At 54.3% G+C, this 13,641-nt stretch carries 10 protein-coding genes; 2 read left to right on the forward strand and 8 right to left on the reverse strand.

Annotated elements, in window-relative coordinates; genetic code table 11:
• Window positions 1–75 precede the first annotated feature (75 nt).
• The 7 genes from ACFQ2I_RS10235 to ACFQ2I_RS10265 all read right to left on the reverse strand — a co-directional run bounded on the left by ACFQ2I_RS10235 (window position 76) and on the right by ACFQ2I_RS10265 (window position 9,439).
• Window positions 76–1,734, reverse strand: coding sequence for an ABC transporter substrate-binding protein (locus tag ACFQ2I_RS10235; RefSeq protein WP_377564022.1), 1,659 nt, complete (start codon window positions 1,732–1,734; stop codon window positions 76–78).
• A 286-nt stretch (window positions 1,735–2,020) separates the two neighbouring features.
• Complete coding sequence (locus ACFQ2I_RS10240) at window positions 2,021–3,148, reverse strand: GntR family transcriptional regulator (protein ID WP_377564025.1); 1,128 nt, start codon at window positions 3,146–3,148, stop codon at window positions 2,021–2,023.
• Between the two features lie 170 nt (window positions 3,149–3,318).
• Window positions 3,319–5,109 carry an assimilatory sulfite reductase (NADPH) hemoprotein subunit gene (cysI, locus tag ACFQ2I_RS10245; protein WP_377564027.1) on the reverse strand — a complete coding sequence of 597 codons (1,791 nt, stop codon included), beginning with the start codon at window positions 5,107–5,109 and terminating at the stop codon, window positions 3,319–3,321.
• 54 nt (window positions 5,110–5,163) lie between these two features.
• Window positions 5,164–7,056: an assimilatory sulfite reductase (NADPH) flavoprotein subunit gene (locus ACFQ2I_RS10250; RefSeq protein ID WP_377564247.1), complete on the reverse strand. Its 1,893-nt coding sequence runs from the start codon at window positions 7,054–7,056 to the stop codon at window positions 5,164–5,166.
• A gap of 211 nt (window positions 7,057–7,267) precedes the next feature.
• Window positions 7,268–7,636, reverse strand: a complete 369-nt coding sequence (locus ACFQ2I_RS10255; RefSeq protein WP_377564028.1) for a c-type cytochrome — start codon at window positions 7,634–7,636, stop codon at window positions 7,268–7,270.
• 143 nt (window positions 7,637–7,779) lie between these two features.
• Window positions 7,780–8,451, reverse strand: coding sequence for an SOS response-associated peptidase (locus tag ACFQ2I_RS10260; protein ID WP_377564029.1), 672 nt, complete (start codon window positions 8,449–8,451; stop codon window positions 7,780–7,782).
• 136 nt (window positions 8,452–8,587) lie between these two features.
• On the reverse strand, window positions 8,588–9,439 hold the full coding sequence (locus ACFQ2I_RS10265; RefSeq protein WP_377564030.1) for an AraC family transcriptional regulator: 852 nt from the start codon (window positions 9,437–9,439) through the stop codon (window positions 8,588–8,590).
• Window positions 9,440–9,668: 229 nt separating this feature from the next.
• Between ACFQ2I_RS10265 and ACFQ2I_RS10270 the strand changes: the two genes are divergently transcribed.
• Together ACFQ2I_RS10270 and ACFQ2I_RS10275 are read left to right on the forward strand one after the other, a co-directional pair.
• Window positions 9,669–10,937, forward strand: a complete 1,269-nt coding sequence (locus ACFQ2I_RS10270) for a hypothetical protein (protein WP_377564248.1) — start codon at window positions 9,669–9,671, stop codon at window positions 10,935–10,937.
• A 400-nt stretch (window positions 10,938–11,337) separates the two neighbouring features.
• The gene (locus ACFQ2I_RS10275; protein ID WP_377564032.1) at window positions 11,338–12,897 is read left to right on the forward strand and encodes an exosporium protein; all 1,560 of its coding nucleotides are present in this window, start codon (window positions 11,338–11,340) and stop codon (window positions 12,895–12,897) included.
• A gap of 70 nt (window positions 12,898–12,967) precedes the next feature.
• Here the strand turns inward: ACFQ2I_RS10275 and ACFQ2I_RS10280 are convergent, their stop codons facing one another.
• Entirely contained in the window at window positions 12,968–13,528 is a 561-nt protein-coding gene (locus ACFQ2I_RS10280) for a hypothetical protein (RefSeq protein WP_377564034.1), read from the reverse strand.
• Window positions 13,529–13,641 lie beyond the last annotated feature (113 nt).

A 13,641-nucleotide genomic window follows, 5' to 3' on the forward strand; every position in this document is an offset into this window, starting at 1 on the left:
TGTAGCGATCATTCGTCTCTTGTTCCTGTCTTATATATACCGCCACACTTTATGGAGCGGCAAACGAGCATATCGCTATTCGCGCTTCGGCGGCTGACGTTCCGGATTGTCCAGGTCGGACAGATCCAGCTTGCGGAATGTAAGAGCCTCCGGCAAGTAGCGGAGCATCTGTTCCTGCATCTTGGACAAATAGTCATCCACTGTCAATTTGTCATAGAAGTATTGCTGCACCAAACTCACGTATTCCTGAACAGATGGCTGGTAATCCTGTAGACCCCGAGCGATTGTATTGGCCGGCCCCTGCAGACCTTCCAGGTTGCCGATCTGCTCGAATGAAGCGAATGCCTTGCCCATCTCCTCCGGCAGCGTTATATCGTTCAGTGCAGGCGGACCGTTCAGTGCCGCATCACGGCTGTTCTGAATTGCGGTTACATAGACGCTGTAGCCTTCCGGACTGGTCAGATACATTAAGAAATCAACACTCAGCTCTGTCTGCTTTGCATCCTTCTGCACAAGCCCGTAGAAGCCGATAGGCAGTTGAATCGTGCGGGCTGGCGCCTGGACGTGCTCGCCTTCCATCGAAGGCATATTGAAGAAGCCGAATTGAAATGGCTTAACGCCGTCCTGTGCTCCAGTTTTCTCGGCATCCGAGAAATCCTTCGGAAGCTGCCAGTACGCGGAAGGAGCGCCAAGCATGACCGCAGCCTTCCCAGTCAGGAATAACTTGTATGCCTGCGCGTCATTAATTCCGAAGAACCCTTCCGGTGTATAGCTGAACATTGTTTTGAGGTTTTCCATAACGGCCTTCCATTTCGGATTGCCCTCCACCTTGTAATCACCTTGCTGCTCTTCGATCGCTTTCCATACGCGAATCGGATTTTTCGAGACCTTGCTTTCGGAGTCGTTGTATGGATCGCTTGCATCATAGGTCCAGCTATCGTCAATATCCGGGTTGTACGTATAATCCTGTTCCTGGGAACGGGCAATTTGGATGCTGTCACGGAAATATTGATCCGGGTATATGCGCATCAACCAGCCAGCCTGGCCGGACCAGATGGAAGCGGAATCGCCTGCGAGTGCAAACGGAGTATAACCAGCCTCCTTCGCTTGCTCAAAGATGGAGATTAACTCATTGAACGTTTTCGGCGGCTCTTGGACACCCATCTCAGCAAAAATTTCTTTGTTGTACAACCACAAGATTTGAACGGTTTCGAAATTCAGCGCATACAGGGAGTCATCCGCGCCGACTGCGCCAAGGTTGATCCCCATCGCCTCCAGATTAAAACTATCCTTCCAGGCCTTTCCTGTATACGGATTCTCCTTGTCAAACCATGGATAGTAATTAACAAACTTGCGCTGGGCTTGCAAATCAACTACTTCATTAATGACAGCCAAATCAACCTGAGGATCTCCCGCAGCGAATTGGGCAGTGAGCCATTCCTTATAGCCCTTGAGCGGTTTAATCTCGACGTTGACTTTCACTTTAGGATGCTTCTCCATATAAGCATCAGCGACTTTATTCCATACTTCACTACTCTGCTGCGGAAGAACAATATCTAGCGTCCCCTCCAGTTGCGCTTCGTTTTGTCCATTTCCCCCCGTTTGATTAGGCGCTACGGACGGTTTCATCCCTGCGTTATTGTTAGCGCTTTCATTTTGTGAACATCCGCTAATGACAGCTGCCATCATCAGCAGCGCCATGATAAAGCTCGTCATTCTCTTCGTACGGATCATTGGTTACTCCCCCTTAATTTTGCTATCATCCTCTTGCCTGCCAGCCTTCCGCCAGCCCTGTTCACAATCGAAATCGCTCCACCCTTTCTCTAATCACCTCCCGTTACGCAACAAAAAGAATTCTAACATGCATCTAAGTTTATAGTTAGTATTCTAAATTAGTCAATTAGCTATGTCAATACTTATTTTTTCAATCACTTTAACGAGAAAAAAACCATAGACCTGCACGAACACAAGCGGTCTATGGTTGGGATTATGATGGGCTATGCAACACAAGCAGGGCGTTTTACAGACAACGCCCTGTCGAGCGGCGGACGACCAGCTCCGGGACAATCTCGTCCTTCAGTGACTCGCTATCGTTCTTCATCGCTCTGTTAGAGCATAAAATGTCCACGGCCTTCCTTCCCATATCGGATGAATTCTGATTAACGCTCGTCAGGCCGGCGTACTCCGCGAATCGCATATTATCGTACCCGACAATGCTGAGATCGCCGGGAACCGACAGCCCCTTCATCTGAGCAGCTCGCGACAAGCCGTATGCCTTCAGATCGCTAGTAGCAAATATAGCGGTGGGAGGCTGCTCCAGCTGATCGAAATATTGAAAGCCCAGCTCGCCTAATTGCTGGCTCTCTATCTCCCCGTCAACTACATGCACCAGCTGCGGATCCAGCGGAATATGAGCGAGATTCAAGGCCAGCTTGTAGCCCTGCAGCCGCAGCGAGAACTCCTGATTCAGATCCACGAGCGACGAGCCGGTAAGCAGAATGCCGATCCGTCGATGTCCCAGTTCCACAAGATGCTGGGTGGCCAGATACCCCCCCGTCAAATTATCAATAATGACATAAGGTACCGGGAACTGCGGGAAGTAGGAATGAACGGTCACCATATTGCGACCTTCATTCTTCCAGCGCTCAATATGCTCTGAAGTGAAATCACGAACGCCCATCGTCGTCACGATGAACCCTGCATTCGGCTCGTCAGGCAGCTTGCCGTTCAGCGAATAATCCCACCACTCGACCCCGAGACCGCGCCTGTGAGCTTCCTCACGGATCGCCTGAAGCATATCGTCATAAAACCGGTGCTCCAAATTAATAATGCTCGCGCCTGTGTTATGCACCAGATAGACGCGCTCGAGACCATTATTGCTCGTGGCAGCTTCCACCGCTTGTCCCTTCGGCCCCACGGTGCCTGACCCTGAGGAGCCCATAACGAAAGAACCTTTCCCCCGCAGGCGGTATATCAAGCCTTCGTTCACCAGTTCCGATAACGCACGGCGTGAAGTCATTTCGCTTGTGTCGTACAATAGCGCCAGTTCCGTTTGCGACGGAATCAGCGTATCAGGCGGCCATTCACCGCTCGTTATTTTAGCTTTAATATCGTTGACAATCACTTGGTATTTGGTTAGTGTAGACAATTAGCATCGACCCCTTCTAACCTAGTATACTAATTAATCGTGAAATTAGCTATCTCTTTTTAAACGCTCATCCTTCTTTCCCCAGGTTGTTTGCCCCCACGCCAAATACGCAAGCATCCCCGACTATCCTCAGGAACACTTGCGTATCTCAATCCTTATCCTTGTCCTAATCAGCTATGGAAATCCAGACCTGATTCCACGGCCTTGACATAACCCGCACGAATAACAAAATCGCCAAAATGCTCGCCTTGCTCCCGCTCCGACGCATAGTGCTTAATAATCGGAGTCAACGTATCGATAATATCCTCCTCGCCAATGTTCTCGCGGTACAGCTTGCTCAGCCGATCCCCGGAGAAGCCAGCGCCCATATACATATTGTACTTGCCTGGTGACTTGCCGATGAACGCAATCTCGCCCAGCGCAGGCCGCGCGCAGCCGTTCGGGCAGCCCGTCATGCGGATGTTGATCTCTTCATCGCGCAAGCCCGCTTCCTCCAGCACAGGCTCCAGCTTGCCGATCAGATCCGGCAAGTAACGCTCCGCCTCCGCCATCGCAAGACCGCATGTCGGCAGAGCGACGCAGGATAAGGAGCTGCGGCGAAGCGCCGAATGATGGCTGCCTTCCGAGATGCCATAGTGTTCCAGCAGCTCTTCGATCTTCGCCTTCTTCTTGCTGCTTACGCCGGCTATCATCAGATTTTGATTAGCCGTCAAGCGGAAATCGCCGCTATGCTGCTTCGCGATTTCCCGAAGTCCCGTCATCATCCGACAATCGTCCTGATCGATAATGCGCCCGCTGGCCACATACATGGTGAAGTGCCATTTGCCGTTCTTCCCTTTCACCCAGCCGTAACGGTCTCCCGTATTGTCGAAGTGATACGGACGTGCAGCCTCCAGCTGCCATCCCAGCCGCTCATGCAGCTCATCCACGAACCACTCCAGTCCATGTCGGTCGATCGTATATTTGAACCGGGCATACTTCCGGACGGAGCGATTACCATAATCGCGCTGAATGGTGACGGTCTTCTCTGCCACGTCCAGAATGCGGTCAGGCTCACAGAAGCCGATCACTCTTGCCAACTGAGGATACGTGGCCGTATCGCCGTGCGTCATCCCCATGCCGCCTCCGACCGCCACATTGAAGCCGACCAGCTTGCCCTTCTCCACAATCGCGATGAACCCGATATCCTGGGAGAATACATCCACATCATTGGATGGCGGCACTGCGATTCCGATCTTGAACTTGCGCGGCAAGTAGACCCGCCCATAGATCGGTTCCACATCTGTAGCAGATGTATCTGATACAGATGGTTCCCCCACTGAAGCGTCCACAGCAACCGCAATCTCACTCGGTCCCAGCAGCTCTTCCATATTCACCTTCTCGCCGTCCAGCCATATCTCATGATAGGCAGGCGTACGGGGTGCAAGATGCTTCGTCAGCTGCTGCGACCAATGGAACACTTCGCCATGAACATCGGATTGATGGGGATTGGGATTGCACATGACATTCCGGCTGACGTCCCCGCACGCCGCCAATGTTGTAAGCATGGCATCGTTAATCGTCTTGATCGTTTCTTTCAAATTCCACTTCAGCACGCCGTGCAGCTGGAACGCCTGTCTCGTCGTCAGCTTGATAGTCCTGTTCCCGTACTTCTGCGCAAGCTTGTCGACCTCCAACCATTGCTTCGGAGTCGCCACGCCGCCCGGCGTCACCACGCGCAGCATGAATTGATACGCCGGCTCCAGCTTCTGCTTCTGGCGCTCAATGCGAACGTCGCGGTCATCCTGCATGTAGCTGCCATGGAATTTCATCAGCCGATTATCCAGCTCCGACATGCCGCCTGTAATCCGATTGGCCAGCGTCTCTACAAGCGATCCACGCAAGTAGTTGCTCTCCAGCTTCAATACTTCCACATCGCTCGGCGGCCCGCCCACCGGTTCAACCTCTCTGTCTTTCGCCATTATCGTCCAGCCCCTCTCCTTCACTTCCGCTCGCGGCTATACGCTCAATTGTATTCAATACACGTCTCGCTGATAACGATTGTGCGCAATTAATTCATTCACATATGCTGCAGCTTGTTCCCGGCTTCTGCCGCCCTGCTCCTGGACAATGGTCAGAAGCGCATCATGCACATCGTGAGCCATATGCTTCTCGTCGCCGCATACATAGATGTGGGCGCCTTCCTGGAGCCAAGCGTACAGCTCCGCCGCATGCTCCAGCATTCGGTGCTGTACGTACACCTTCTCCTCCGTGTCCCGCGAGAAGGCGACTTCCAGCTTCGTCAGCACGCCGTCCTTCAGCATCCGCTGCCAATCCGTCTGATACAGGAAGTCCGTAACGAAGTGGCGATCACCGTAGAACAGCCAACTCTTCCCCTCCGCTCCCAGCTCCTCTCTCTCCTCCAGGAACGCACGGAATGGCGCGACCCCTGTGCCCGGCCCGATCATAATAATCGGCGTATCCGGATTGGCCGGAAGCTTGAAGCCCGGATTATGCTGGATGAATACCGGAAGGGTATCGCCTTCCTTCAATCGCTCCGACGCATGAACGGAGCATACCCCGTCACGCTTGCGGCCATGCGCGTCATACTGCACCTTCCGAATCGTCAGGTGCACTTCGTCAGGATTGGCCCGATTGCTGCTGGCGATGGAATAGAGACGAGGCGGCAGCTTCCGTAGCAATGCGACAAAATCCGCAGCCGTCAGTCGCCAAGGAGCGAAATCCGTCAACAGGTCCAGTACATCCCGCCCCTTCACATAGCTTCTCAGCTCATTCTTGTTCTCAGCCTGCAGCAATTGGGCCAGATCGCCACATTCGGAGTATGGCTGAGCCTTCTCCAGCAGCGGCTTGGTCAACACTGTAATCTCTACGTGCTTCAGCAGAGCATCGTACAAGCTGACTGCTTCTCCCGCCTTGCCTACGATAACAGGAGCGTTCGCGTCCCACTTCATCTGGTTCAGGATCGCTGTCACCAGTTCCGGGCTATTCTCCGGATAGATGCCCACGCAATCGCCGGGCTCATACGTTAATCCGGAGTCCTCAAGCGACAGTTCCAAATGTCTCGTCTCCCGATCCGAGCCGCGGCCATTCAAGTTCAGATTGGTCAGCACCTCGGCCTGGAATGGATGGGTACGGGAATAGATCGTCTCCTGATCTGCAGGCGAAGAAGCGCCACCAACAATCACTGTCGGCACCGTACTTCCCTCAGCCTGCTGCTGTGCGGTGGCTCCGTCTCCATGAAGCGCCTTCACGACATTCGCCATCCAGCCTGCGGCAGGCTCTTCGAAATCAAGATCGCAATCGACGCGATCCGTCAGCCGCTTCGCCCCCAGCTCTTCCAGCCTTTGATCGAAGTCTTGACCCGTCTTGCAGAAGAACTCGTACGAGCTGTCGCCCAGCGACAATACGGCGTATTGCAGCTCCGTCAGCTTGGGCGCCCGCTTGCTGTACAGGAATTCGTGGAAGGTCAGCGCATTATCCGGCGGATCGCCTTCCCCGTGCGTACTGGCCACAATAAAGAGATGCGTCGCCTTCTTCAACCCGTTCGTCTTATAAGCATTCATCGCCGACAACGTAACCGCAATGCCGAGCCCCTTCAGCTTATCCGCCAGCTTGCCAGCCAGTCGCTGGGAATTGCCCGTCTGCGAGCCGAATAAGATCGTCGCCTCGGCGGGCAGCTGCTGCTGTACAACGCTTTCAGCCGCAGACTCAAGCGCAACGGCGGCAGCTTGTTGCGCTACGCCCGCTGCCAGCGTTTCCGCCTGCTTTTCCCCTGCTCCCCTTCCCTGATAGAAGGTCAGATAGCCGTTAAGCCAATATATTTGCTTCTCTGTCAATGTAGGCAGCAGTTGATTGATTAGTTCTGCCTGCTCCTCTGTGAATGGACTGTTCGTCACTTCAAGTCTCATCCGTCTCCACCCCATCCTATTCAGCATTGCATTCTAATTCCTAGTTTTCCACCCTGTTTTAATATACTGTTAATAAAACTACCACAGTCCCCTTCCATGGTCAATAAATATAGTCATTTTATGTCTATAAGGAATATTGAACGGCTATCGTTATTTTGCTTATAAGCACAAAAAAACTGCTCTTTCTATAGAAAGAGCAGCCCGCCATCCCTTATTTTTTTGAAGCCAGCCAATTGGTCAGCGCATCGATTTCATCCTTGCTAAGCTGGTCCTTGTAAGCAGGCATGCCGCCCGCGCCGTTGTAGATTCGGTCATGAATTTGCTCGGCTGTCAGCTTGCCGCCGACCGCCTGCAAATTCGGTCCTACACCGCCGGCTAAATCAACCGCATGGCAGCCTACGCAATTTTGCTTATAGACCGCTTCCGCCTCAGCGGCATTCACAGCGGCTCCATTTTGTTCTCCGGCATTTGTTCCTGCGCCGTTATTCGCTTTATTGCCTCCTCCGTTGCCTCCGCAGGCAGCCATTACAAGCATAAGCGAAAGGATAGCGACGATCCAGATCGATCTTAACGCCTTCATTCCTATCCCTCCTTCCATATATAAAGCATCGTTTATACCTTTCCCGGGACATCCTCTCTCTATGCAAATGTTTACACAGAAGAGCACCCAACGATACTATCGGGTGCTCTACATGAATGCTAATCCCTTCAGATGACGCTCGCTCAAGCATAGTCAATGCGAATCTCTCGGATACACTCCGGAGATTCATACTGATCATTACGTACTTGATTCGTCACGGGATAAGAACGCATAAGATGTCCGTCCAAGCCTTCCAGATGTCTTCGCAGCACGGTCATCTCCGTCTCTCTGGGATCAAGCCAAGCCTCTATGCCCTCTTCGTCCATTACTACCGGTACCCGCGGCTGCCAAGTGGACAAGGTGCCGGAAGCCGCTGCCGTCAGCATGGTGAAAGCTCTAACCTCTTTACCGCTCCCATTCCGCCAGCAGTCATAGATGCCAGCCACACCGAATAACGACCTGCCGTTAACGATCGTATGCATCGCCCTGGGATCCTTCTCCTGACCGAATTGCTTCTGGCCATAGAAGCCGCTGCAAGGCACAATACAACGCTGCCGTTTCAGCATCCGTTGAAGGAATGGCTTCTCCCCCAACTTCTCGTAGTCCGCATTGACAGAATCTTTCGCCCAGAACGGAAATAAGCCCCACCTGGATTGTGCAACCACCCGGACATTATGCCTGTCGTTCATGACGATCGACATACTTTGCGTTGGCGCTATATTGTATCGGTTGGCGTAGTCGTCCAGCACCTTTCGCACATCGAATTTTTCCATAATTTCATCAATCTTCGCCGTTAACGAAAACCGTTCAATCATCGCTGTCGCTCCTTCGCTGTAGCTTGCGTAATTGAATCCAGTTTTTGTTATTCGGTGAAAAAATATGCATAAAGGAAAAATTTGATGCTGGAATCTGAGCAGCAACATTGGATTTTACTCGATTACTAGAATTATATTACTTCGTAAATCGCTTGCGGAACTTCAAGGGCGGCATACCGGTATGAGCTGCGAACAGCCTGGAGAAATGGGGAGTCTGGCGAAACCCCGTCTCTTCTGCGATGCGTGCAATATTCCAATCGGTCTTAATGAGCAGAAGCTTCGCTTGATCCAACCGATAATAGAGCAAGTATTGCTGTGGCGTGCAACCGAACACTTCCGTCATACAACGAGTAATGTAATTAATATGAAGTTCCAGCACGTCGCTCAACATGGAATTGGTAATAACGCTACGGTAATTCAGCTTCAAGTAAGCGGCGGTACGTTCCGCTACGGATACAGAAGCTTTCGCCGCATCCGACCGCCATCCTTCATCCAGCATCTGCAACAAATGGAGAAATCGCTGCTGGCGATCCCAGAAGGCGCCATGCGAGCAGTTCTTCGCAGCTTCATGCAGCTGAGAAAAAATAAGCTTCGCCTCATCGGGATAGGTTAGTCTCATACGCTTGGGCAACCGGATTGCATACGTATAATAATCACCCCGAAGCGTCCCTTGCTGTTGATTCTCCGTCTCTTCCCAGGCGCCTACCGTCTGGAAGTGGAGCCAGTCGAACACGGTCTCCTCCGTGCAAGGCTGATAAGCATAATGCCAACGATCCGGCCTTAAAATGAGCACGTCTCCCGGTTCGAGTGCCCATCGACTGTTATCTTCCGCTACATACAGCGTCCCCTTATTCACGAACAGCAGGTCGAACACGCCGAGATTGGTCCGGTTCGGATGCTCTTCACCTGGCTTATATGTGGCTCTATTGGACTCCACAAAGAATGGCAGTGGCGGCGAACGAAATGTGAGCAATAATTCGTCTGACAAGCTGATCTCTCCTCGATATATAGCATCCACATAGGGTTCCCTATCAATCAGTTAAAGACATGTTACTTGATTGCTCATTCTTTGTCTATTGAAAATATCAATGGATACCTGATCGCCCATTTTGCATAAAATGGGGATCTGCCTATCGAAGATTACATGTCCCACCCAGTCAGGTCGGAACAATCGCCCGTATGATGTAGAAATTATGTAGGAGGTGCCTAGTTTGAACATGTCCAACCGTCGTCGTATGCACAGACGTACACGCCGCAGCCGCCCCGTCTCCATTAGAGCATTCAAACCTGCCTCATCCAGGAGGAAACGTCCCTCAATAAAGAAAGAACGCATTGTCGTCGAAACTCTACGCAATCGTCCTAACGATTCGTATACGGAAGATTACCTTGCACCTATTGGGCCAGCTGTCCCCGAAGGAGCTACTGGCGCCGTTGGCGAACGAGGAAAGCGAGGTGAACGCGGCAAGAGAGGCCGTAAAGGAGAGCCCGGGCCGATAGGAGCTACTGGCGCTACTGGCGCCACTGGGGCTACGGGCGCTACTGGCGCCACTGGGGCTACAGGTGCGACAGGAGCGTTCGGAGGTCCTCCCGGTCCTGCCGGATCAACTGGGCCTACCGGTCCCCAGGGGCCCCAGGGACCTCAGGGACCGGTAGGCGCACAAGGCGCCATAGGACCAGCAGGACCGCAAGGCATGCAGGGAGATCCTGGACCGCAAGGCGATATTGGACCAGCAGGACCGCAAGGGCCGGCAGGTCTGCAAGGATCTCAAGGGCCTCAGGGGCCTCAAGGCGCGCGGGGACCTCAAGGGCCGGAAGGACCAAGCGGAGCAACAGGCGCGACAGGCGCTCAAGGGCCGGAAGGACCTCAGGGACCTGTTGGTCCGCAAGGCGCTCAAGGCGATGCAGGCGTTCAAGGCCCTCCCGGCCCTCAAGGACAGCAGGGAGCACAAGGAGCGCAAGGGCCTCAAGGTTCAGTAGGCGCTACCGGCATGACAGGCGCTCAAGGGCCGACAGGGCCAATGGGAGCGACTGGCGCGACAGGTGCGACTGGTGCCACTGGCTCTCCGCCAGCCGCAGTCGCCGCTCACTTCAGTCATACCGGAGACAGTACGCTGGCACCGCTTCAGGCGATCCCCTTCATCAACGAATTTATGGAGCCGGCAGGCTCGTTCAATTATGTTAATGGCATCATCACTATACAGCATACGGGGGTTTATTCCATTGCGTTTACAGTAGTTGCCGGCAGCAGACAGAACGCCAACTTCGGAATCCAACTCAATGGGGGAGCAATCATTACAGGATCAGTTTGCGGGGCAGTCAGCACGGAAACACCGCAATCCGCTTCCGGCTACACCATTAGAAGATTTAACGCCGGAGATACCATTGCGGTCATTAATAATGGCATGAATTCCACCACCCTCTCTCCTGCCATTGACGGCTCGCTTGTGAACAGCAGTTCCCTTATCGTGAACAGGTTAGGAGTATGAACAAATTGTGCTGCTGCCGACAACAAGATGTTAGATGCCAGCGGTTATTCACACAGTCCCTTCTCTCCTCACGTTCGTATAATACCGAAGCTGATTGTGGAGGTGTTCTGTATTGAAAAGAAACAAAAAAAGGAAACGTGTTATTCTTTTTCATAGAAAACTGTCGAAAAGAAGAGCGTGTGTCGCCAAGCAAGCCCTTGCTCATAACAAACAAAAGTCAAAAAAAACACGGAAACTGATGGTAGTTGACCGACGCTGCGGATGCCACGGTCCATGCAAATGCAGAAAACCATTATTCCCTCCATCTTGCATTGGTCCAGAAGGACCGACTGGGGCCACTGGCGCAACAGGTGAAAAAGGAGATAGAGGCAAACGCGGAAAACGAGGACACAAAGGAGCTATGGGACCTCAAGGGCCTCAAGGACCTGCCGGACTTGACGGCGCCACTGGGGCTCAAGGACCCACTGGACCTGCTGGCGCCGATGGCGCGGACGGCGCCACTGGAATGCGAGGGCCCGCAGGACCTGAAGGGCCTCAAGGACCTCAAGGGCCTGCCGGACTTGACGGCGCCACTGGGGCACAGGGACCTACCGGGCCTCCAGGTGGACCTGTTGGACCTGTTGGACCCACTGGCGCGGATGGCGCCACCGGACCGCAAGGGCCCACTGGGCCTGCCGGCGCCGATGGCGCGGACGGCGTTGACGGCGCGGATGGCGCCACCGGACCACAAGGGCCCACGGGGCCTGCCGGCGCCGATGGCGCCACCGGACCGCAAGGGCCAACGGGGGCTGCCGGCGCCGATGGCGCCACCGGACCGCAAGGGCCTACGGGGCCTGCCGGCGCGGATGGCGCCACCGGACCGCAAGGGCCAACGGGGGCTGCCGGCGCCGATGGCGCCACCGGACCGCAAGGGCCCACAGGGCCTGCAGGCGCGGATGGCGCGGACGGCGTTGACGGCGCGGATGGCGCCACCGGACCACAAGGGCCCACGGGGCCTGCCGGCGCGGATGGCGCCACCGGACCGCAAGGGCCAACGGGGCCTGCAGGCGCGGATGGCGCGGACGGCATAGATGGCGCCGATGGCGCCACTGGACCGCAAGGGCCAACGGGGCCTGCAGGCGCAGATGGCGCGGACGGCATAGATGGCGCCGATGGCGCCACTGGACCGCAAGGGCCAACGGGGCCTGCAGGCGCAGATGGCGCGGACGGCATAGATGGCGCCGATGGCGCCACTGGACCGCAAGGGCCCACAGGGCCTGCAGGCGCGGATGGTGCCACCGGACCGCAAGGGCCCACAGGGCCTGCAGGCGCGGATGGCGCCACCGGACCGCAAGGGCCCACGGGGCCTGCCGGCGCAGATGGCGCCACCGGACCCCAAGGGCCAACGGGGCCTGCCGGCGCGGATGGCGCGGACGGCGTTGACGGCGCCGATGGTGCCACCGGACCGCAAGGGCCCACAGGGCCTGCCGGACCAAACCTGGCGGTGGAGGGCTTCTCTGCTTTCACTAATGCGGCGGGAGTAGCTGGTTCCCAGCAAATCATAGACTGGAACGTCACTTCTCCGTACTACGGTAGCCCTAATTTCAATTCGACCACTGGAGTATACACCGTACCCGCAACCGGCAGATATTCACTATCAGCAACGATCAATTACGAGACCACCGCAACCGTTTCAATTTCAATAGGCGCAGGAATTAATCCCGCTTTCACAATACGGCGAACTTCTCCCGTTGCAACGGATCTTGTCACAGGCTTATTCCCTGTATTAGATGTGAATGTTGCGCTAGTATTGGCCTTGCGAGCCGTTCTCGGCAATGGCCTAGTCACATTAGCAGGTGAAGTTGATCTTAATGCAGGTGATGAAATCGGCTTATTCTATGAAGCGAACGGACTTACTATCGCGCTCGATCTCGGTGGAACTGGCGAAGGAATTGTCTGGTCACTGCATCGGTTAACGTAACAGAAAGACCTCGGGTCCCGCGTAAAAGCAGGACTCGAGGTCGTATTAGCCGACTGCGGGCTGCCACTGCCTATTTCCTTTGGAAAGGAAACTTAATATCAAACAGCACCAGAAGCCGGTCCTTCTCCATTCGAACACCCTCTACGCCGAACGTTTCACCGGTGGGCAAGTCCAGCGGGATACTAACTGTCTCTAAATAGTGCAGCGGCAAATTAATCGCCTTCAATGATAAAATCGCCGGACGAAGCACCAGATTCGGCTCCCGCCAATCCACTTCATACTCTACTCTCACACCGACCGGTATGCGCTCCCTATACATCACGTTGATGTCGCCGATTAGCCGGTCCTTCTCCAATTGAAAGTCTACCCCTTTAATCTGAACATGCTCGCCCATCTCTTTCTCCATTCCCAGCTTGATCAGATCATTCACTTCCGATTCCGTCAACACAAGCTCCGGCTTCATTCGCTTCACCATATGGAGCGCCTTCTCCTTCACATCGACCTTCTCATTCTCCAATTGAAAATCCAGCTCGCGCTCCGGCGCGATATACGCCACAGCCCCCCAAGCCGCACCGCTGATCAGCAGCGCCAAAATAACAACGCTCCACCATATCCGTTTAATCGCCCTCACCTCTCCGCTCTCCTCTCCCACATCGCCATAAGGCGATGAATACTTCTCCTCACTATCACTTACTTAATGTTATAATGGAACAATTGTATAATATCCGAATAGCATAGCTGCTA

This window comes from Paenibacillus chungangensis, assembly GCF_042675905.1.
Taxonomy (GTDB): Bacteria; Bacillota; Bacilli; order Paenibacillales; family Paenibacillaceae; genus Pristimantibacillus; species Pristimantibacillus chungangensis.